The sequence below is a fragment of the Micromonospora sp. CPCC 205539 genome, assembly GCF_036906815.1.
In the GTDB taxonomy this organism is placed as follows: domain Bacteria; phylum Actinomycetota; class Actinomycetes; order Mycobacteriales; family Micromonosporaceae; genus Micromonospora.
In genome coordinates this window covers 26,295-46,145 of the sequence record NZ_JBAKHW010000031.1, presented here as the reverse complement: position 1 = coordinate 46,145, position 19,851 = coordinate 26,295, and the positions used below count along the sequence as shown (strand labels likewise).

At 72.8% G+C, this 19,851-nt stretch carries 23 protein-coding genes; 10 read left to right on the top strand and 13 right to left on the bottom strand.

What is annotated here, in order from left to right:
- Window positions 1-14 precede the first annotated feature (14 nt).
- Both V6V47_RS24215 and V6V47_RS24210 read left to right on the top strand, forming a co-directional pair.
- Window positions 15-1,406: an MFS transporter gene (locus tag V6V47_RS24215; RefSeq protein ID WP_334630647.1), complete on the top strand. Its 1,392-nt coding sequence runs from the start codon at window positions 15-17 to the stop codon at window positions 1,404-1,406.
- Between the two features lie 42 nt (window positions 1,407-1,448).
- Window positions 1,449-2,162 carry a thymidine kinase gene (locus V6V47_RS24210; RefSeq protein ID WP_442934297.1) on the top strand — a complete coding sequence of 238 codons (714 nt, stop codon included), beginning with the start codon at window positions 1,449-1,451 and terminating at the stop codon, window positions 2,160-2,162.
- A gap of 139 nt (window positions 2,163-2,301) precedes the next feature.
- Here the strand turns inward: V6V47_RS24210 and V6V47_RS24205 are convergent, their stop codons facing one another.
- Both V6V47_RS24205 and V6V47_RS24200 read right to left on the bottom strand, forming a co-directional pair.
- Window positions 2,302-3,489 (bottom strand): low temperature requirement protein A, encoded by a 1,188-nt coding sequence (locus V6V47_RS24205; protein ID WP_334630646.1) that lies wholly within the window; start codon window positions 3,487-3,489, stop codon window positions 2,302-2,304.
- Window positions 3,476-3,934 (bottom strand): Rv0361 family membrane protein, encoded by a 459-nt coding sequence (locus V6V47_RS24200; protein ID WP_442934296.1) that lies wholly within the window; start codon window positions 3,932-3,934, stop codon window positions 3,476-3,478. Before V6V47_RS24200 ends, V6V47_RS24205 begins: the two co-directional genes overlap by 14 nt.
- A 137-nt stretch (window positions 3,935-4,071) precedes the next feature.
- On the opposite strand from V6V47_RS24200, the gene V6V47_RS24195 reads away from it, so the two are divergent.
- Complete coding sequence (locus tag V6V47_RS24195) at window positions 4,072-5,775, top strand: acyl-CoA dehydrogenase family protein (protein ID WP_334630645.1); 1,704 nt, start codon at window positions 4,072-4,074, stop codon at window positions 5,773-5,775.
- A 30-nt stretch (window positions 5,776-5,805) separates the two neighbouring features.
- Complete coding sequence (locus tag V6V47_RS24190) at window positions 5,806-6,972, top strand: outer membrane protein assembly factor BamB family protein (protein ID WP_334630644.1); 1,167 nt, start codon at window positions 5,806-5,808, stop codon at window positions 6,970-6,972.
- 13 nt (window positions 6,973-6,985) lie between these two features.
- Here V6V47_RS24190 and V6V47_RS24185 read toward each other — a convergent pair whose 3' ends face one another.
- From V6V47_RS24185 to V6V47_RS24160, 6 genes are all read right to left on the bottom strand, one after another.
- A complete protein-coding gene (locus V6V47_RS24185; protein WP_334630643.1) occupies window positions 6,986-7,831 on the bottom strand; it encodes an LLM class flavin-dependent oxidoreductase in 846 nt (281 codons plus the stop codon).
- 29 nt (window positions 7,832-7,860) lie between these two features.
- Complete coding sequence (locus tag V6V47_RS24180) at window positions 7,861-8,859, bottom strand: tyrosine-type recombinase/integrase (protein ID WP_334630642.1); 999 nt, start codon at window positions 8,857-8,859, stop codon at window positions 7,861-7,863.
- A 125-nt stretch (window positions 8,860-8,984) separates the two neighbouring features.
- Window positions 8,985-9,410 (bottom strand): Hsp20/alpha crystallin family protein, encoded by a 426-nt coding sequence (locus V6V47_RS24175; RefSeq protein WP_334630641.1) that lies wholly within the window; start codon window positions 9,408-9,410, stop codon window positions 8,985-8,987.
- Between the two features lie 103 nt (window positions 9,411-9,513).
- Complete coding sequence (locus V6V47_RS24170; protein WP_334630640.1) at window positions 9,514-10,008, bottom strand: GNAT family N-acetyltransferase; 495 nt, start codon at window positions 10,006-10,008, stop codon at window positions 9,514-9,516.
- Window positions 10,009-10,038: 30 nt separating this feature from the next.
- The gene (locus tag V6V47_RS24165) at window positions 10,039-10,554 is read right to left on the bottom strand and encodes a DUF2087 domain-containing protein (protein ID WP_334630639.1); all 516 of its coding nucleotides are present in this window, start codon (window positions 10,552-10,554) and stop codon (window positions 10,039-10,041) included.
- A 93-nt stretch (window positions 10,555-10,647) separates the two neighbouring features.
- On the bottom strand, window positions 10,648-11,157 hold the full coding sequence (locus V6V47_RS24160) for a mycothiol transferase (protein WP_334630638.1): 510 nt from the start codon (window positions 11,155-11,157) through the stop codon (window positions 10,648-10,650).
- Window positions 11,158-11,221: 64 nt separating this feature from the next.
- Between V6V47_RS24160 and V6V47_RS24155 the strand changes: the two genes are divergently transcribed.
- A complete protein-coding gene (locus V6V47_RS24155; RefSeq protein ID WP_334630637.1) occupies window positions 11,222-12,766 on the top strand; it encodes an ArnT family glycosyltransferase in 1,545 nt (514 codons plus the stop codon).
- A 9-nt stretch (window positions 12,767-12,775) separates the two neighbouring features.
- Here V6V47_RS24155 and V6V47_RS24150 read toward each other — a convergent pair whose 3' ends face one another.
- Complete coding sequence (locus V6V47_RS24150) at window positions 12,776-13,354, bottom strand: GNAT family N-acetyltransferase (protein WP_334630636.1); 579 nt, start codon at window positions 13,352-13,354, stop codon at window positions 12,776-12,778.
- A 17-nt stretch (window positions 13,355-13,371) separates the two neighbouring features.
- A complete protein-coding gene (locus V6V47_RS24145; protein WP_334630635.1) occupies window positions 13,372-13,857 on the bottom strand; it encodes an RrF2 family transcriptional regulator in 486 nt (161 codons plus the stop codon).
- Window positions 13,858-13,994: 137 nt separating this feature from the next.
- Here V6V47_RS24145 and V6V47_RS24140 point away from each other — a divergent pair, with 137 nt between their 5' ends.
- On the top strand, window positions 13,995-14,735 hold the full coding sequence (locus V6V47_RS24140) for an SDR family oxidoreductase (protein WP_334630634.1): 741 nt from the start codon (window positions 13,995-13,997) through the stop codon (window positions 14,733-14,735).
- 88 nt (window positions 14,736-14,823) lie between these two features.
- Here the strand turns inward: V6V47_RS24140 and V6V47_RS24135 are convergent, their stop codons facing one another.
- Window positions 14,824-15,228, bottom strand: a complete 405-nt coding sequence (locus tag V6V47_RS24135) for a winged helix-turn-helix transcriptional regulator (protein ID WP_334630633.1) — start codon at window positions 15,226-15,228, stop codon at window positions 14,824-14,826.
- A gap of 52 nt (window positions 15,229-15,280) precedes the next feature.
- On the opposite strand from V6V47_RS24135, the gene V6V47_RS24130 reads away from it, so the two are divergent.
- Window positions 15,281-16,099, top strand: a complete 819-nt coding sequence (locus V6V47_RS24130; RefSeq protein WP_334630632.1) for an alpha/beta fold hydrolase — start codon at window positions 15,281-15,283, stop codon at window positions 16,097-16,099.
- Between the two features lie 25 nt (window positions 16,100-16,124).
- Here V6V47_RS24130 and V6V47_RS24125 read toward each other — a convergent pair whose 3' ends face one another.
- A complete protein-coding gene (locus V6V47_RS24125) occupies window positions 16,125-16,607 on the bottom strand; it encodes an NUDIX hydrolase (protein ID WP_334630631.1) in 483 nt (160 codons plus the stop codon).
- A 65-nt stretch (window positions 16,608-16,672) separates the two neighbouring features.
- On the opposite strand from V6V47_RS24125, the gene V6V47_RS24120 reads away from it, so the two are divergent.
- The 3 genes from V6V47_RS24120 (at window position 16,673) to V6V47_RS24110 (ending at window position 19,103) form a co-directional block, all read left to right on the top strand.
- Window positions 16,673-17,134 (top strand): HNH endonuclease, encoded by a 462-nt coding sequence (locus V6V47_RS24120; RefSeq protein WP_334630630.1) that lies wholly within the window; start codon window positions 16,673-16,675, stop codon window positions 17,132-17,134.
- 89 nt (window positions 17,135-17,223) lie between these two features.
- A complete protein-coding gene (locus tag V6V47_RS24115) occupies window positions 17,224-17,730 on the top strand; it encodes a SigE family RNA polymerase sigma factor (RefSeq protein ID WP_334630629.1) in 507 nt (168 codons plus the stop codon).
- A complete protein-coding gene (locus tag V6V47_RS24110; protein ID WP_334630628.1) occupies window positions 17,727-19,103 on the top strand; it encodes a hypothetical protein in 1,377 nt (458 codons plus the stop codon). Before V6V47_RS24115 ends, V6V47_RS24110 begins: the two co-directional genes overlap by 4 nt.
- A 40-nt stretch (window positions 19,104-19,143) precedes the next feature.
- On the opposite strand, the gene V6V47_RS24105 is transcribed toward V6V47_RS24110, so the two are convergent.
- A complete protein-coding gene (locus V6V47_RS24105) occupies window positions 19,144-19,803 on the bottom strand; it encodes an MSMEG_1061 family FMN-dependent PPOX-type flavoprotein (protein ID WP_334630627.1) in 660 nt (219 codons plus the stop codon).
- Window positions 19,804-19,851 lie beyond the last annotated feature (48 nt).

The window sequence follows — 19,851 nt, the reverse complement described above, 5'->3', positions numbered from 1 at the left end:
CGAAGGACCCCCCGATGGCCGAGACCGTGACCTCCACGGTGGACGAGACCCCGCCCCCGGCGAGCACCCGCCGCGAGCGCAGCGGCTGGTACATCTACGACTGGGCCAACTCGGCCTTCCAGACGACCGTGGTCACGGTCTTCCTCGGCCCGTTCCTGACCACCGTCACCGAGCTGGCCGCCGGCTGTCAGCTCGGCGCGGACGACTGCGACGGGTACGTGCACCCGCTGGGCATCAAGGTCGCCACCGGCTCCTACTTCCCGTACCTGATCTCGCTCTCGGTGCTCCTCACCGTGTTCGTGCTGCCGGTGATCGGCGCGATCGCCGACCGGTCGGCCCACAAAAAGCGGCTGCTGGGCGGCGCCGCGTTCACCGGCGCCGGCGCAACCATCCTGATGGCCTTCGTCACCGGCGACCGGTACCTGCTCGGTGGGGCGCTGTTCCTGGTCGCCAACATCGCCTTCGGCGCGGCCGTCGTGGTGTACAACTCGTTCCTGCCGCAGCTCGGCGGGCCCGACGAGCGTGACGGCATCTCCAGCCGCGGCTGGGCGTTGGGCTACCTCGGCGGCGGCCTGCTGTTGGCGTTCAACCTGGTCGCGGTCACCCTGTTCAGCGAGGACGACAACCCGCAGCGCACCCTGGACCTGGCCCGCTGGTCGATCGTGTCGGCCGGTGTGTGGTGGGCCGCGTTCACCCTGGTGCCGCTGCGATGGCTGCGCGAACGCCCTACCGCCGCGGCGCTGGTCGCCGGCGGCAACGTGCTCACCGACGGGTTCCGGCAGCTCGGACGCACCCTGCGGGAGGTCAAGGCGTACCCGCTGACCCTGTTCTTCCTGCTCGCGTTCCTGGTCTACAACGACGGCATCCAGACCGTCATCACCCTCGCCAGCCAGTACGGCACCGAGGAGCTGCGGCTGGAGCAGAGCACCCTGATCGTCACCATCCTGCTGGTGCAGTTCCTCGCCTTCGGCGGCGCACTGAGCCTCGGCGCGCTGGCCCGACGCATCGGTGCCTGGAAGACGGTGCTGCTCAGCCTGGTCCTCTGGACCGGTGTGATCATCGCCGCGTTCCGGCTGCCCGCCGAGGCGCCGCTGCCGTTCATGATCCTCGGCGCGGCCATCGGCCTCGTCCTGGGCGGCAGTCAGGCGCTGAGCCGGTCGCTGTTCAGCCAGCTCATCCCGGCGGGCAAGGAGGGTGAGTACTACGGCTTCTACGAGATCAGCGACAAGGGCACCAGCTGGCTCGGGCCGCTCGCGTTCGGCCTGGTGTTCCAGCTCACCGCCTCCTACCGGGTGGGCCTGGTCTCACTGCTGATCTTCTTCGTGGTCGGTTTCCTCCTGCTCGCCGCCGTGCCGATCCGCCGGGCCATCCTCGCCGCCGGGAACACGCCACCCAAGGTGCTCTGACCAGGCTTATCGGCGCCGGTCGATCAGATAGGCTGCCCGACCGTGACAGACGACGCCACCACCCCGACCTGCCTCGCCCACCCGCTCGCCGGCCCGCACCACGGCGCGACCGGGTGCGCGGCGGCGCGCGGGCTCGACGGGCGTCCCCTGCACGCCGCCGCGTTGAAGTTCTTCTGGGGGCCGATGGACTGCGGCAAGTCCACGATGGCGCTGCAGATGAACTACAACCACGCCCGGCAGGGCCGCCGTGGGCTGGTCACCACCCGGATCGACCGTTCACTGGGCCCTCAGGTCACCACCCGCATCGGCCTCGCTCACGAGGCGATCGAGGTCACCGACGACCTGGACCTGCGGGCCCTGGTCCGGGGCCGGTGGGCCGACGGGGAACGCGTCGACTACCTGATCTGCGACGAGGCGTGCTTCTACACCGTCGAACACGTCGAGCAGATGGCCGAGCTGGTCGACAGCTACGACGTCGACGTGTTCGCCTTCGGCCTGGCCACCGACTTCCGGTCCTGCCTGTTCCCCGCCGCGCAGCGGCTGTTCGAGCTGGCCGACGAGGTGGCCCGCATCCAGGTCGAGGTGCTCTGCTGGTGCGGCCGGGAAGGGCTGCTCAACGCGCGGGTGCTCGACGGTCGGGTGGTCCGCGAGGGCGCGCAGGTCGTCATCGGCGACACCGTCGACACCGCCGACGTGCGCTACCAGGTGCTCTGCCGGCGGCACTACCGCTCGGGCGACCTCGGCCCCCGCGCCTGAAAGCCCTCCGGCCGCCGCCCCCCGCCGCCGCCGCGCCGATCTTGCAGTTTCGGTCGCCGATATGCGCGGGGTATCCCCTTCGTCGAGGCAGCAAGTGCAAGATCGCGGGAAGGCGTGCCCCGTCCGGCACGGTGGCTGCTCAACGCCCGGGGGGTCGCCGCCGGTCGGCGACGATCGCCGCGACGGTCACCACCAACGCCGCCGCCGCGCAGACCGCCACCGGTGCGTCCAGCTTCACGCCCACCGGTACGAGCGCCAGCAGGAGCGCCGACGCCACGATCCGGCTGGTCGGCAGGGTCTGCCACAGCACCGCCATGAAGGCCGCGTGCCCGGCGAGGAACAGCGCCGGACCGCCGAGGGTGAACAGCGCGGTGACCGTGCTGGTCGGCGCGCCCGGCTCGCGCAGCAGCCGCTCGTCGCCCGCCGCCGTGACGATGATCCCGGCGACCATCACCGGATGCAGGTAGTTGAACGCCACCCTGCTCAGCCCGCCGGTGCGCTCACCGGCCTGGGCGATGACGTCCCGCGCGGCCGACGCCGAACGGGCGAAGTACACCCACCACAGCGCCACCGAACCGGCGAAGGCCAGCAGGAACGCCCCGGACGTCATCAGGTCCAGGCGCTGCGCGAGGGTGCTCCCGGTGACCAGGACCGACTCGCCCAGGGCGATGAGGATGAACGCCTGACACCGCTGGGCCAGGTGCCCACCCTCCACCATCCACCGCTCGGGGCGGCTACGGCCCAACCCGGGCACCGGGTACCCGCTCGACAGACCGATCACCTCGACCGCGAGCGCCGTCACCCACAGGGCCTCCCGGGCGCCCCCGCCCACCAGCCCGCCGATCACGGCGAGCACCGACGCGCCGACGAACCACGGCAGCGTCTTCTGGAAGCCGTCGCTCAGCAACGGGTGGCCCCGCGTCGCCCACAACGCGAACACCGTGCGGCTCAGCTGCAGGGTCGCGTAGACCACGGCGAAGATCAGGCCGCTGCCCGCGAACGCCGCCGGGATCGCCGCCGACAGCAGCAGACTGCCCAGCATGTGCGCGATCAGCAGCGCCCGCACCGGCGTCTGGTCCGGCTGCAACCAGTTGGTCAACCACGCGGTGTAGACCCAGACGAACCAGACCATCGCCAGCAACAACATGGTCCGTCCCGCGCCGGGCCAGTTCGGGTGCGCGAGCAGGTAGTGCGACAACTGGGTGATGGTGAAGATGAAGACCAGGTCGAAGAAGAGTTCGGTCGAGGCGGTCGGCTCCACCCCTCGACGGTCACGCAACAACCAGCGATGCGCCGGCTCGATGGCCGGTGATTCAGAACGGGTCACCGCACACCCGCCAGTCCCCGCCCTCACGGACCACCGGCAGTTGACGTTCCTCGCTGGTTCCGCCGGCGCGGGTCAACCGTACTGTCACCGTGCCGTGCGGACGCCCACCACGGGTGCTCACCGACACGTCGGTGATCTCGTAATCGGTGACCATCGGCGGGGTGCGCACCCAACTGGTGAAGCCGATCGCGCTCCACTTGCTGCGCGCGTCCTTGCACAGGCGCTCGTACGCCCCGTCGGTGTCGCCGACGGTCATCTCGCCCAGGAACCCGTCGGCGGTCTCCCGGATCGGGCCGGCTGCCTGCCGCACGGTCTGCAGGTTCCAGGCGCCCAGCCCGGCCACCCCGACGCAGCACAGCACCACACCGAACCCGGCGAAGACCAACCCGGTACGCATCGGGCGGCGCCGCCGGGCCGGCCGGCTCCACTGCTGCCCGACACCCACGACTACCGACCGTAGAGAACGCCGCCGCGACGCAGCACGACATGCCGAAAACTGGGCACTCCCCGTGCCCTGTTCGCGGCGCCCGCCGATCGTCTACCGTCGGCGCACACCCCCGAGCAGTGCCAGGGAGCCGATCGATGAGCCGCTTCGTGCAGCCGGTACCACCCCCCGCCGACCCGTACGCCGGTGACGCCCTGCTGCGGTCCTGGCTGGAGCGTCAGCTCGGCCCCGCCGGACACGCCGCCGCCAAGGGTCGGCTCGCCGATCTGGCGGCTGACGTCACCGGGCCGCTGCGCGCGGCGCACGCCGACGCGGAGGCGCACCCACCCACACTGGTCCGCTACGACGCGTGGGGCGCCCGCGTCGACCGGATCGACACCTCCGCCGGCTGGCAGACGCAACGCGCCGCCGCGGCCCGGCACGCGGTGGTCGCCCTGCCCTACCTGCCGGACGCGCGCGGCACCTGGGGCGCCGCGGCCCGGGTCGTGCAGCACGCCCTGCTGCACCTGTACGGCCCGGAGTCGGCCACGTTCTCCTGCCCGGTGGCGATGGCCGACGGGGCGGCGGCGCTGCTCAGCATGCCCGACGTGGACGCCGGGGTGCGCGACGCGTGGCTGCCCCGGCTGATCTCCACCGACCCGGGTACCGCGATCACCAGCGGGCAGTGGATGACCGAGGCGCAGGGCGGCTCCGACCTGGGCCGTTCCAGCACCATCGGCCGGCCGGCGGCCGACGGTTCGTGGCGGCTGACCGGTGAGAAGTGGTTCTGCTCCGCGGCCGACGCGGCGATGGCCGTGGCGCTGGCCCGTCCGGAGGGCGCCGGCCGGGGCAGCCGGGTCCTCGCCCCGTTCCTGGTCCCTCGGTACGCGGCCGACTCGCCGCTGGCCGACGGGACCGCCGCGGGGGCGCCCGCACCGGGTGTCGTCGTGCACCGGCTCAAGGACAAGCTCGGCACCCGCGCGCTGCCCACGGCCGAGATCGGACTGCGCGACGCGTACGCCCTGCCGCTGGGCGACCCGGCGGTGCCCGGCCTGGTCCGGGCGATGACGCTGGTCGTGGTGACCCGGGTGCACAACGCCGCCGCGGCGGCCGGTGGGATGCGGCGTGGACTGGCCTACGCCCGGGCGTACGCCGACGTGCGGCACGTCGCCGGCGGCGCGTTGGCGTCCTCGCCGCTGCACCGGGCGACCCTGGGCACTCTCGCGGTCGACGCGGCTGGCGCGTTCGCCCTGGCCGGGCACGCGTTCGCGCTGCTCGGCCGGGTGGAGGTCGGCGCCGACCCGCAGGCCGCGGCGGAGCTGCGCGTCGTCGCCCCGCTGGCGAAGCTGGCCACGGGGCGGCTCGCCGTCAGCTCCGCCAGCGAGTACGTGGAGAGCTTCGGCGGGGCCGGCTACGTGGAGGACACCGGCGTACCCCGGCTGCTGCGCGACGCGCAGGTGCTGCCGATCTGGGAGGGCACCACCAACGTGCTGGCCCTGGACGTGCTGCGCGCGTTGACCCGGGAGGACGCGGGGGCGCCGCTGCTGGCTCGGCTCGCCGCCGCCGTCGACCTGGCGCGGCCGTTGTCACCGGCGCTGGCCGACACCCTGGCCACGGCCACCGCGCAGCTGCGCGACACGGTCCGCGCGGTCACGGCCGACCCGGGCGCGGAGGCGGTGCTCGCCGGGGCCCGTGGCCTGGCGCTGCGTCTCGCGTACGCGCTGACCGCCGCGCTGCTCGTCGAGCACGCCGCGTGGGGTGACGAGCAGGCGGAGCTGGCCGCCCGGCTGTGGGCGCGGCGCTGGCTGCGGCAGGAGGAGATCGCCGAGGACGCCCACCACCACCTGGACCTGCTCTGCTGACCGACCGACGCGAGCGGACGGGTGGGCACGGTGGAAGTGCTGATCGAGCTGGACGACACCCGGGGCGCGCCCCTGGACGACCGTGGGCCGCCGCCGGTGGCGCTGTCCCGTCGCTGGCGGGTGGCGTTGCTGCTGGTGGTGTGCACCCTGCTCGGCGGCGCCACCGCACCGGCGCGCCTGCTGGCCCAGGTCGGGCCGCCCCTGCCCGACCGCTCGACGCTGCTCAGCGCGGGCCCGTTGCTGCTGGTCGTCGACCCGGGCACCGATCCACCGACGGTGAGCGCCTACGACGTGGCGGCGCCCGGTCGCCCGGCACGCTGGCGGGTCGCCGTGCCGCCGGCCGTCGGCTGGTCCGCCGAGGCCGCCGGTGACCTCCTGCTGATCACCGAACGCGACCAGGTGCGTCGGGTGACCGCGACCACCGCGCGGTCGGTGCGTACCGGTCGGCCGCTGTGGCGGCGACCCGAGCGGGTGTACGCGGCCGGCGACGCCGCGGTCGGGGTGAGCGAGGTCCGCAGCGCCTCCGAGCCGGGTCGCCGGGTCGAGGGCGAGGTGCACGGCGTCGACCCGGCCAGCGGCGCCACCCGCTGGTCGGTGCGGGTGCCGTCCACGGCCGTGCTGAGAGTGCTGCCCGGCAGCGTGCTGCTGGTGCAGGACGACGGGCTGACCCGGCTGCTCGACGCCCGTGACGGGACGGTCCGCGGGCAGGGGTTGCTGCCGCCGGCCGACTACAGCCCCGACAATCCCCAGGTCATCGGCGGGCGGCTGGTGCTGCGGCACCCGGTCGGCGGCGGCGTGGCGCTGACCGGGTACGACCTGCCCACGGTGGCGCAGCGCTGGCGGATGCCGGTCGAGCGGGGTGAGCTGACGCTGCGGCCCTGCGAGGGCCTGCTGTGCGGCCAGGACGAGCGCGGCCGGTGGGCCCTCGACGCGGGCTCCGGCGCGCTGGTCTGGATGTGGCCGGCCGGGGCGCGGTGGCGCACGGTGGCGGGCTCGCGGGCGGGCAACGGGCCGCTCGTGCTCTTCGGGACGGCGGCGGACGGCGAGCGCAACCTGATCGCGACGGCGGGTCGCGACGGGCCCCGGGTACGCGGGGTGCTCCCGGCGGGAGCGGCCGACTGTCGGAGCGCCGGTGCCCGACTGGTCTGCCGTGAGGGCATCGCCCGGGTGACGGTGCGGCCGTTCCCCCCGCCCTGACCTGGCTGCCACGTCAGCGCAGCGGACCACGGGCGACCGCGGCCCGCTGCGCCGCCGGGTCACCGGCCGGGATGAATTCCAGCCACCAGGTGGCGCCGGCGGCGGCGATTTCTTCGAGGTAGGCGCGCTCGGCGCGCTCGTCCGGTCGGCGCCGCCGCCCGCCGATCGCCACGTCGAACGGCTGGCCGTCGGCGCGGGTGGCGGGCAGTGCGGCGACCAGGTCGGCGACCTCCTCGGCGGTGAAGTCGGACCACCCGTCGGTGTCGGTGAGCTTGTACGGGACGATGCCGTCGGCGCGGGCCGCCCGGCGGCGTACGGCCCCGGCCTGGGTGCTGCCGCCGACCCAGACCGGCACCCGGGGCGACTGCACCGGCGCCGGTCGCAGCGCCACCCCGTCGGCCCGGTAGTGCGTGCCGAGGTGGCGGACCGGCTCCCCGGTGAGCAGCCCGGTCAGCAGGTCGAGACCCTCGTCGAGCATCGCCGCCCGCACGGCCGCCTCGGTCGGCTCACCGAACGCGGCCATGCCCCGGTCACCCGGGTCACCGACGCCGACCGCGACGACGGCCCGGCCCGCGCTGAGGTGGTCGAGGGTGAGCACCTCGCGGGCCAGCTTCGCCGGACGCCGCCGGGGCAGCGCGGTGACCGTGGTGCCCAGCCGCACCCGGCTGGTCCGGCCGGCGATCGCCGCGAGCACCAGCCACGGATCGTAGGTGTGCGGGTCGTCGCCGTCGTAGTGGATGAGGTAGTCCTCCAGGAACACCCCGTCCCACCCGGCGCGTTCGGCCAACTCGCCCAACTCGACCAGGGTGGACACCGCGACGGCGGCACCGCCGCAGGAGATCTCCAGACCGTGTCTCATCCGGTGACCGTAGGGCGGGGGTACGACGCTCAGCCGCGGCGGCGCGACCGAGCCGCCCACACCGCGTACGCCGGATCGCGGTCGAGGTTGTGCCGGTCCCGGTCGTAGCGGCGGGTGGTACGCGGATCGGCGTGCCCCATCGCGTCCTGCACGTCCTCGAGTGGGACGCCCTCCGAGCGGGCGGTGGTGGCGAAGGCGTGGCGCAGCGAGTGTGGCGAGAGCTTCGCCCAGGCCGGGATGCCGGCCGCCCGGGCCAGCCGGCGGACCAGCCGGAAGACCGAGTGCCGGTCCAGGCGGGCGCCGCTGGCGGTGACCAGCAGTGGACCGGTGAGCTCCAGCACCGACACGCCGCTGGCCGCGGCCCGCTGGGCCAGGTAGGCGTCCACCGCGTACCCGGTGCCCGGGGTGAGGGCACGCCGGCGCGGCTTGCCGCCCTTGCCGACGAACCGCACGCTGCGGTGCCCGCGTTCGGCGCCCAGGTCGGCCAGGTCCAGCGAGACCAGCTCCCCGACTCGCAGACCCAGGTCGGCCAGGAGCGCGATGGCCGCCCGGTTGCGGGCGGCCGTGGGGCCGGTGTCCGCGTCGGCGGCGCTCAGCAACGCATCCACCTCTTCCGGGGTGAGGCCCACCGTGGCGGAGTGGTCGCGGTCGACGCGCGGCCGGTCCGCTCCGGAGACCGGGTTGGCCGGCACCGCGCCGAGCTTGACGAGGAAGTCGTACCAGCTGGACAGCGCGGAGAGCCGACGCGCCACGGTCGCCGGGGTCAACGGCCGGCCGCTGCGTGCGCCGAGTGTCGACTCCAGCGCCCGGGCGTACTCGTTGACGTGCAGGAAGTTGGCCCGTAGCGGATCCAGGTCGCGCTCGGCGCACCAGGTGAGCCAGGCGGTGACGTCGCGCCGGTACGCGTCGCGGGTGTGCTCGGACAGGCGGCGGTTGCGCAACCACGCTTCGGTGACGTCGACGGGCCCGCTGGGCAGAGCCGGTGGAGCGGTCGCGCGAGCGAGCACCGGAGCGTCGGAGGACACCATGTGAAAAAGGTTCTCAGCTCTGGCTGGATTCCCCGTGCAGGCGCGCCGGGACCACCGTGGTCCTGGCCAGCCGGCCTACCCGCGCGGGCTCGGGGCGGACCGACCGGCCCGCCCCGAGCCGCTGCTCAGGCGTTGATCTGTCGGTGCCCGTCGCCGTTGGCCTTGATGGCCACCCGGCGGGGCTTGGCCCGCTCGGCGACCGGGATGCGCAACGTCAGCACCCCGTTGTCGTAGCCGGCCTCCAGCTTGTCGGCGTCCAAGGTGTCGCCCAGGAACAACTGCCGGGTGAACGTGCCCATCGGACGCTCGGCGGCGACCAGCTCGACGCGGTCACCAGCGGGCCGGCGACGCTCGGCGCGGACGGTGAGCACGTTGCGTTCCACCGTGCAGTCGATGGTGTCCGGGTCGACACCGGGCAGATCGAACGCGGCGTAGAAGTAGTCCCCGTCGCGGTAGGCGTCCAGGTGCATCATCGCGGGACGGGCGGTGGTGCCGAAGAACTGCTCGGCGAGCCGGTCGATCTCGCGGAAGGGGTCGGTGCGCATCAGCATGGTTGTGCCTCCTCGGTTCTCCTGGCCGAAGGTGATGTCTTGAGCCGGGGCGACTCAAGTTCCTCTTCCTTATTTAACGGAACAGGAGGCCGTCGTCAACCGGTCAGCTCAGCCGCTTCTCGAACCAGTGCTCCGCGTACGGCCCGTGCGAGTACGCCGGGATCTCGACGTAGCCGTGCCGCGCGTACAGGGCGCGTGCCTCGACGAGGTCGTCGCGGGTGTCCAGCCGGATCCGATCCGACCCGGCCGCCCGGGCCCGCTGCTCGACGGCCGCCAGCAGTGCCGCACCACCACCGGTGCCGCGATGCGCGGGGCGGACGAACACCCGGGTCAACTCGGCCCAGTCCGGGTGCCACCGCAGCCCGGCGCAGCCGGCCAGGTCCGCGCCGTGGTGGGCGATCAGGAGCAGGCCGGTCGGGGCTGCCAGGTCGTCGCTGGGCAACTCGGCCAGCGCCTCGTCGACCTCGCCGGGGCGGGCCGGGCGGCGGTGGTACCGGTCCACCATCTCCGTCATGTACTCACGCAGCAGCCGCACCGCGTCGGTGTGTGCGGGACTGACGGCGGTGGTCACCCAGCTGGGGTGGAGGATCGTGGTCACTTTTCGATCATCAGCACGTGGTCAACGGAATTACCCGCGCTGGTAGATCCCGTGCTCGCGGGTGAGCAGCCGCTCGTCGACGAGGTAGCGGCGCAGCGTCGCGTGGTCCGATGCGCCGGCCGCGCACCACGGCTTGAGCGCCTCGTCCACGGCCTGCTCGGCGTAGCGCGTCCCCGGCTCGAACGACCGTTCCGCGATGTGCGCGAGCAGCATCCGCCGCCGGGTGAGCTGCGCCGGCATTCCCACCAGCGCGCCGTCGCGCACGAAGGTCCGCAGCACCGGGTCGTCACCCGGCGCCGCGTCATCGGCCGGCCGACGCTCCCGCGCCGCCGCGCGCAACGACTCCTCGTCGGCCGCGAGCCCGCCGTCGGGCCCGGTCACCAGGCCCGCGTCGGCGAGCCGGCGGGTTGCCGTCAGCACCGTCCGCGCCGGCAGGCCGGTGCGTTGGGTGATCTGGGCCGCGTCTCGCGCGCCCAGCACGATCGCCGCGAAGACCCGTCGGCGTCCGTCGTCGGCCAGGGCTCCGGCCAGAGCATCCGCTGTCACGCCGGTCAGCCTCGCACCGACGGTACGCGGGCCGCCAGACGATTTTCCGGTACGCCCGTCGAGTCGGGCGGGTCGCCCCAGCGCCGCTCGGGTTCACTCGCCGGTCGGGCCGCCAGCGAGTTCGGTCACGACGTCGAGGTGACCGAGGTGGCGGGCGTACTCCTGGAAGAGGTGGAACAGCACCCGCTCCAGCGACGCGGGGTCGGCGCCGTTCCACCGCGGACCCGGTGCGCCGATGTCCGTCAGGTCGTGCGTCGTCACCACCGCGCTGGTGTGTGCGCCCTGCGCGCGCAGTGCCGCCACCAGATCCGAGCGGGTCTCCTCGGCGCCGACGTACCATCGGTCCCCGCGACGGTCACCCCAGGGCTCGGCGACGGCCCGGCCCTGAAAGCCCCACTCGATCCAGCGGAGCTCGACGTAGCGCAGGTGCTTGACCAACTCCAGCGGCGTCCAGCCCGACGGCAGGCGGCTGTGGCGCAGCTCCGGTTCGGCCAACGCCGACACCTTGGCCAGCACCGACTCGCGGTAGTAGTCCAGGTACCGCACGAAGACCTCGGTACGGCTACCGGCGGGATCGGTGGGCTCGGGGAAGGGCATCGTCATCGCCCCATTCTGCGGGGCGCGGCACGGGCACCCGGAACGCGGTGTCACGGGCCATGATGGACGCGTGAGCGAACTCGCCACCGACCGAGCTCAACGATCCGACCCGACGCCTCCACCGGCGCCGCCGACACCCGGCCCCCGGGCGGTCGGGCCGTGGTTGGTGGCCGGGGCGGTCAGCGTGACGCTGCTGGTGCTCGCCGGCCGCTACGGCTACCACCGCGACGAGTTGTATTTCCTGCTCTGCGGCCGGCACCTCGACTGGGGCTACGTCGACCAGGGTCCGCTGGTTCCGGCGCTGGCCCGGCTGCTCGACACGATCGCGCCGGGCAACCTGGTCGTGCTGCGTACCCCGTCGGCGCTGCTGGCCGGCGGCGCGGTGCTGCTGGTCGCCGCCATCGCCCGGGAGTTCGGCGCCGGCCGCGGCGGGCAGAGCTTCGCGGCGGTGCTCGCCGCCCTGTCCGGCATCGTGCTCGCCGGCGGGCACCTGCTCAGCACCACCACCGTCGACCTGCTGGTCTGGCTGGTCGCGGCGCTGTGTGCCGTGCGGCTGCTGCGCACCGGCGACAGCCGGTGGGCACTCGGCATCGGGCTGGCACTGGGCGTCGGCATGCTCAACAAGCTGCTGCCCGCGCTGCTGGCCGTGGGTCTGATCGCCGGGCTGAGCATCGCCGGGCCGCGTCGGCTGCTGCGCGACCGCTGGGTGCTCGCCGCCGTCGGGATCGTCGCCGTGCTGGCCGCACCGACCCTGATCTGGCAGGCCACGCACGGCTTTCCGCAGCTCTCGGTGGCCGGCTCGATCGCCGACGGCGACAGCTCGTACGCTGGCCGGCTCGACGCGCTCACCCTGCAGTTCCTCATCATCAGCCCGTACGCCGTGCCGATCTGGCTCGCCGGTCTGGTGGCGCTGCTGCGCCGGCCGGCGTGGCGGGCGTACCGGGCGGTGGGCGTGGCCTGGCTCGTGGCGATCGGCATCGTCCTGATCGCCGGCGGCAAGGGCTACTACGACGCGCCGCTGCTCTTGGTCCTGACCGCCGCCGGCGCGGTGGTCACCGCCGGCTGGGCGTCGCGGGGCGCGATCCGGGCTCGTCGTGGGCTGCTCGCGCTGGGCGCGGTGCCGTTCCTCCTGCCCACGGTCGTGCTGTTGCTGCCGGTGCTGCCGGCCGAGCGCCTGCCCGGCTTCGTGGTCGACGTCAACTACGACGCGGGCGAGACCATCGGCTGGCCCGCATTCGCGGACTCGGTCGCCACCGTCCACCGCGCGCTACCTCCGGCCCAGCGCGCGCGGGCGGTCATCCTGACCGGCAACTACGGCGAGGCCGGTGCGCTGGCCCGCTACGGTCCGGCCCGGGGCCTGCCCCGCGCGTACTCCGGGCACAACAGCATGGTCGACTTCGGCCGTCCACCCGCCGACGCCGACGTGGTGATCGTCGTCGGCTGGCAGCGCGCCGAGCCGCTGGCCAGCTGGTTCGACGGGTGCACGATGGCCGGGCTCGTGGACCAGCGGGTCGAGGTGGCCAACGACGAGAACGGCGGCCCGATCTTCGTGTGCCAAGGGCTGCGGCGTCCGTGGGCGCAGATCTGGGACACCGAGGTCCGCCACGCCGGCTGACGGCGCTCCTCAGTCGGTGCGCAGCCGGGCGTGCAGGTGCATGTCGTGCCAACCGTCGGCGTGCCGCACCGCTGCGCGGAGCAGCCCCTCCACCGCGAAGCCCGCCCGCGCGGCCACCCGGCACGACGCCGCGTTGCCGGTCGAGTGCTCCAGGGACAGCCGGTGCAACCCGGCCCGCCTGAAGCTCCACCGGGTCAGCGCCTGGACCGCCGCGGCGGCGACCCCCGTGCCCCGCGCGGCGGGCAGCACCCAGTACGACAGGTGAGCGGACGCCTCGGTCAGCAGCACCCCGCGCAGGCCCACCTGACCGACCGGCTGGTCGTCGGCGTCGACGATGGCCCAACTGGCGGCCGTCTCGGTGCGCCAGCGGTCGGCCCACTGCGCCGTCCACGCCCGCGCCTCGTCGTCGCCGTCGAGGCGGCGGACATGCCAGCGCTGGATCGCAGGGCAGTCGAAGGCAGCCCGGACGACCGGGGCGTCCGCGCTCCGCCACGGCCGCAGCGCCAATCCCGGGCGTACGGCGAGACGGGGTTGGGCTCGGGCACCGAGGCTGCCGGCGGGTAGGGCGGGCGCGACGAGAAGCGGCACCCGCACATCATCCCCGGTCAGCCGTCCCTCTCGCCGACGAGCCAGGTGCGGACGCCGACCAGGGCCTCCGGGCCCGACGTGGCTTCGACGTCGCGGGCGAGGTCGGCGATGGTGACCGCGGCGAGCGCCTGACGCCAGGCCGTCTCGGCCGTCCACATGGCGTGGGCGATCGGGCAGGGCCCGGTGCAGGCGTCGGCCGGGGTCGCCAGCGGGCCGCGCTGGCGGATCTCGGTGCAGACGAAGGCGGGGCCCGGGCCGTCGACAGCGTGGACCACGTCGAGCAGGGTGATGCTCTCCGGGGCGCGGGTCAGCGCGTAGCCGCCGGACTTGCCCTGGACGGAGTGGATGAGGCCGGCGCGGGCCAGCGACTGGAGCTGCTTGGCGAGGTAGCTGCCGGAGACGTCGTGCAGCTCCGCGAGCTTGGCCGCCGGGACGGGCCTGCTGCTGGTGGTGAGGACGACACAGCAGTGCAGCGCCCACTCGACACCGCCGGACATCTTCATCGCATCACCCTAGCCACCCCGTTACTCGGACCTCTTCTGTCCGAGTATAGTTACTCGGACAAGATGAGTCCGAGTAACGACCGCACTCGTGTGGTCGGACGAATGGGCCACATCCGTACAGGAAAGGTGTGATGGACATGAAGATCGCCGTGCTGGGTGGAACCGGCCTCATCGGGTCGCAGGTCGTCAAGATTCTTCAGGCGGCCGGCCACGAGGCGGTGCCGCACTCGCAGTCCACCGGAGTGGACCTCCTCACCGGCGCCGGTCTGCCCGAGGCGCTCAAGGGCGCCGAGGTCGTGGTCAACCTGACGAACTCGCCGACCTTCGACGAGGCCTCGCCCGCCTTCTTCCGGACGACCATGGACAACATGCTGACGGTCGCCCAGCAGGCCGGTGTCGGCCACGCGGTGATCCTGTCCATCGTCGGTGTCGACGAGGTCCCCGCCCTGGACTACTACCGTGCCAAGGTCCTGCAGGAGGACATCCTCAAGGCCGGCCCGCTGCCGTACTCGATCGTCCGCGCCACCCAGTTCTTCGAGTTCATGGAGGCGGTCATCTCCTGGACCTCCGACGAGAACGGCGTCCGCCTGCCCACCACCCCCGTGCAGCCGATCGCGGCGGCCGACGTCGCGCAGGCCGTCGCCGAGGTGAGCGCGGGCACTCCCCTGCAGGGCATCCGCAACATCGCCGGCCCCGACGTCTTCCCGCTCGTCGAGCTCGGCAAGATCACGCTCGCCGCCCGCGGTGACCACCGCACCGTCACCACCGACGACAGCGTCGGCATGTTCGCCGCCGTTCCCGGGGACGTCCTCATCTCCAAGGGCGACGCCTTCATCGCACCCACCGCGTACCGGGAGTGGCTCGGCCGCCAGGGCTGACCACCGACCGACCCGCACGCCGCCGTGGCAGTCGATCACCACGGCGACGTGCGGGTGCGGTGTCGGGAGCCGGTCGGCGGTGAAGGTCTCACTCGTCGTGACGGCGACGGGCCCTGGCGACGGTAGCCATGTGCTGCTCGGCCCATGCCCGCACCCCAGCCAGTGGGGTGTCCAGGGAGAGGCCCAGGTCGGTGAGCGCGTAGTAGACGCGTGGAGGAACGGTCGGCTCGACCCGGCGGGTGACCAGGCCATCGCGACGCAGGCTCTGCAAGGTTTGCGACAGCATCTTGTGTGACACCCCGGGCGTACGGCGGCGCAGTTCGGCAAACCCAAGCTCACCCGGGTGGACCTCGGCGAGCACCTTGATCAGCATCGACGTCCACTTGTCGCCGATCCGGTCGAGCAACTGCCGGGTAGGGCACTCCGGGCTGAAGAGATTCCCGGTTACCTCCAGCTCACCAGGTGTCGCTGAAGTGCCGTCTTGTCCGATCATCCGGTCCCATCCATCATTGAGTAGGTAACCGATGGTAACCGCTGAGGATGAGATGAACCTACGACGAATCCCCACCAACGACACCGAATTGAACGTGGCGCTGGACGGCAGCGGGCCGCCGGTGCTGCTGATGCATGGTTGGCCACACACGTGGCAGGTGTGGCAGAACGTCCTGCCGCTCCTGACCGGCCAACGCCGGATCATCGCGCCCGACCTGCGAGGGCTAGGCGACAGCGCCCGCACGGTGGACGGCTTCGACGCCGCAACCGGTGCCGACGACATGCTCGGCCTGCTCGACGCGCTCGGGGTGGACAGCGCCGACGTGGTGGCCCTCGACGCCGGGGTCCCCGCCGCCTTCCTGCTCGGCGCGCTGCACCCGACCCGGGTCCGCCGCCTGATCCTCATGGAGGCGGTGCTGCCGGGACTTCCCGGCGGATTCGCCACTCCGCCCTGGTGGTTCGGCTTCCACTCGGCCCCAGAACTGGCCGAGACAGTGCTGGAGGGCCACGAGGGCGCCTACCTCGACTGGTTCCTCACAGCCGGAACCTACGAGCGTCGGGGCGTGCCGCCGGACATTCGGAAGGCGTTCGTCCGCGCGTACACCGGGCAGGAAGCGTTGCGCTGCGGCTTCGGCTACTACCGAGCGGCGGATCAGAACGCGGCGGCGGTCGCCGCGGCCGGCCGGCTGACCGTGCCCACCCTCGCCGTCGGCGGCAACACGGTCGGCGACCTGCTGCACCGGCAGTTGACACCGATCGCCGACGATCTGACTGGCACGCTCGTGGCGCGCAGTGGCCACCTCGTCCCGCTCGACCGTCCCGACGCCGTCGCGGAACTCGTCCTCAGCGAGGTCGCGGTCGAAGCGGATTAACACGCCTAGCTGACGGCGCGCCGCGTCAGTGCCGCAGGAGGTCGGTCATGCGGATCGGCTCCAAGTGCCCGGTGGACGGCGCGCGGCGGTGCAGTTCGAGCCCGATGTCGACGACGACGGAGCGCTCCAGGGTCACCACCTGTGCCATGGGGATCCACTGGGCCAGGTCGGTCGTGCCTCCCGTCTCGGGTCGAAGCTCGCCGCCGACGATTCGCGCGCGGTAGAACATGGCCAGCATGTGTAACTCGACGACGTCCTCGCCGGGTCGCTCCACGTACCTCGTCCGCGAGTTCACTCCGAGCAACTGCTCGACGTGCGCCTGGTAACCCGTCTCCTCGGCCACTTCCCGGATCACGGCATCGAACGGATCCTCCGCGTGTTCGACCCCTCCGCCGGGCAGCGTCCAGTGGCGCGTGGACCGGTCGGGTGCGACGAAGCGGGCGAGCAGCAGGTGGTCGTCTCGCAGGCACACCGCGTACGCGGCGACCCTCAGCCGTTGTGCGATCACGTCGACTCCTCGCTGGGCACCGATCGCCGCACCGTACCGGAGGGGCGACCCGTTAGAGTGGCGTCGTGCTCGGCGCGGTCAACGGTTTGTCGCAACACTTCACCGAGGACAGTCTCCGCCGGTACCTGCTCGAACGGTCCGCCCGGCAGGACGACGGCTGCCTGATCGTCCGTGGCTACGGCACACGACGCGGCGTCTACCAGAAGGTCGCCGGCAGGGCCTGGGCACACATCGCGGCCTACGCCGCTTTCGTCGGCGGCTACGACCCCGACCTGGAGATCGACCACCTGTGCGACGCCAAGGACTGCATCGAGCCCACCCATCTGCGGCAGGTCAGTCACGCGGAGATCTGCCGCACACGTACGCAGGGATCCACCTGTCGCAACGGGCACGAACGCGAGATCGATGAGACGACGGGCCGGTATCGCCGGACGTGCCGCGCCTGCAACCGGGACAGTCAGCGCCGTTGGCGCGAGCGCCAGGCAGCCGAGGTGGCCCTGGCGCGCACGACGTACGCCCGCAGGTAGCTGCCCGGTCTCCCGCCCGCATTTTCGATCACCACCGGCCACAACCGAAACGCGCCTCGGGCCACTCCTAGTATTGCGGGGAGGCCGGGTTGCGCAGTGAACGAGAGTACGTCGAGTACGTGCAGGCACGCACGCGGTCGCTACGGCGGCTGGCGTACCGACTGTGCGGGCAGTGGTCGACGGCTGACGACCTGGTGCAGGAGTGCCTCGTCGCGCTGTACCGGCACTGGCGCAAGGCATCGGCAGCCGACTCGGTCGACGCCTACGTGCGGGCCATGCTGGTCCACGCCTACCTGGCCGAGCGGGAGCGGTCCTGGACCCGCCGGGTCCGGCCGGTAGCCGACGTGATCGAGCTCCCGACGGCACCGCTGGCCGGCGCCGAACACCGCGTCGACCTGCTGACCGCGCTCGCGAAGCTGTCCCGAGGCCAGCGTGCGGTGCTGGTCCTGCGGTACTGGGAGGACCTCGACGTCGCGCAGACCGCCGCCACGCTGGGCTGCTCCGCCGGCACCGTCAAGAGCCAGACCTCGTACGCCATCGCCGCGCTGCGTCGCCTACTGCCGAACTACGTGCCGGGAGGGTCGGACACGCCATGAGGGACCTGTTCGCCGCCCTGCCGGACGATCCGCCGCCGCTGCCGCCCGATTACCTGGACGCCGTACTCATCCGAGGCCGCCGCACGGTGCGGCGACATCGGATCGGCACCGCCGCGGTGGCGGCCGTCGTGCTCCTCCTGGCCCTCGTGGCCATTCCCGGCCTCGAGCTTCCCGTCCAGACAGCGGCACCCGCGACGACGCCGACCCTGCCCGACCGCTTCGCCGGCTACTCGATATTCACCAGCACCGTCGCAAAGGCTCCGCCGGGCCGGGCGATCGCCCTCTACGTGTACGGCAACGGCGAGACGCTCAACATGATCCAGCCGCTGGTCGTCGGGGCAGACGGGGACACGTACCGGCGCGTGGACGCACTGGAGGAGCGCAAGCTCCCGTCGGCGTTGCTCGCCCCGGACGGCACCCGCGTGCTGCTCGGCGACGAACGCGGCATGACCGACGACCTCATCCTCGTCGACCTGACCAGCGGCGAACGCCGATCGATTCCCCTCGGTGAGCGGGTCGGCGTACGCCTGCTGGCCTGGTCCTCCGACGGCCGGCACGTCGCGTACAGCGCCGTGCCCCTCACCCGCTCCGGCGAGTTCGGCACCGTCAACTTCGTCGACCCGGAGGTGGCCCAGGCCGGCACACTGCGGCTGCTCGACCTGTCCACCGGACACAGCACCGTGGTGCCAGCGATCGCACCGCCGTGGACGGCCTCATTCGCTCCGGACGGGCGCCACCTCGCCGTGCAGGTCGCGCAGAAGGTCCACCTCATCGACCTTGACGGCCGCGAGTACGGCAGCGTCCCGATGACGGCTGGCCGCGAGCTGGCCGCCAACGTCGGCTGGTCGCCGGACGGTAGGTTCCTCGCCACCGTGCCGTGGATCGCCGAGGGACCATCCGGCGGCATCACCGGCCACGGCCAGTACCAGTGGAAGGTCGGTGACGTCGCCTTCCTACCCGTCGTCGACGCCGGAACGCCACCGCCACCGCCGGTCCCGGACATCGGGCAACTGCTCGGCTGGCGCTCCGCGGACAGCGTCGTCGTCACGACCATCGACGCCGAGGGCCACGTGGCACTGGCCGAGGTGCGCCTCGGCAGCGGAGCCCGCCGGACACTGTCCCGCTTCGACACCGGTTCCACCTGCGAACTCGGTATGCAGACCTGCCACATCTACGACCTGGACGTCGCCACCGGCCTGCTGCCCGACCTGACCGTCCGAAGCGCCGGTCGCCCGAATCGCGGCCCGCAGCGGATGCTCGTGAGCGCGGTCATCGGCGGGGGCGTGGTCCTCGGTGCCGCTCTCCTGCTCTGGCGCCGCAGACGCCGGTCGGCGCAACCTCTGCCGGGTTGGACGACATCCGATCCTCAGTGAGTACGAAGCGCCAGTGCACGCACGATCGCCGGGCGGCCCGTCACTCGTACCGGTATTTCAGCGAGTCCGCCTCCGCCCGCTCGATGTCGGCGATCGTCAGCTCCGGCATCCGCAGCTGGGCCAGCGTCACCTCGGCCGAGGTTGGCTGGGCGTCCGCCGGCAGCCACTGCTCGGGCTTCCAGGCCCCACCGCGCAGCAGCGACTTGGGGCAGTGCGGGTAGACCTCTTCGATGCCCAGCACCAGGGCACTGGCCGGTGGCTTCCCGACGGCGGTCAGCTGCGTCAGCAGCTCGGGGCGAGTGGAGACGCAGGCCCGGCCGTTCACCCTGAGTGTCGTGGTGCGCCCCGGGATGATGAACAGCAGCCCGGCCCGCCCGGTGGCGATGATGTTCTGCAGGGTGTCCAGGCGCTTGTTGCCGGTCGCGTCCGGTATCGCCACTGTCCGTGCGTCCAGGACGGCGACGAACCCGGCGGGGCCGCCGCGCGGGGAGACGTCACAGTTGCCCTCGGCGTCCGCGCTGGCGATCAGGACCAGCGAGGAGCAGCCGATCAACCGCCGGGTCTGCTCGGTGAGTTCGGTCATCTGCTTCCGCACGGCCGCGTCGCTGGGGAGGTCGTAGGCCCGGCGCAGCGCCTCCTGGTCGGGCACGGCGTCGAGGCGCAGCGAGTCGAAGGCGCTGGCGGTAAGGGCTGGCGTCATGCTTCCGACCCTAATGGAGTGCCCCAACCAGGCCACTTGCCTGCCAGA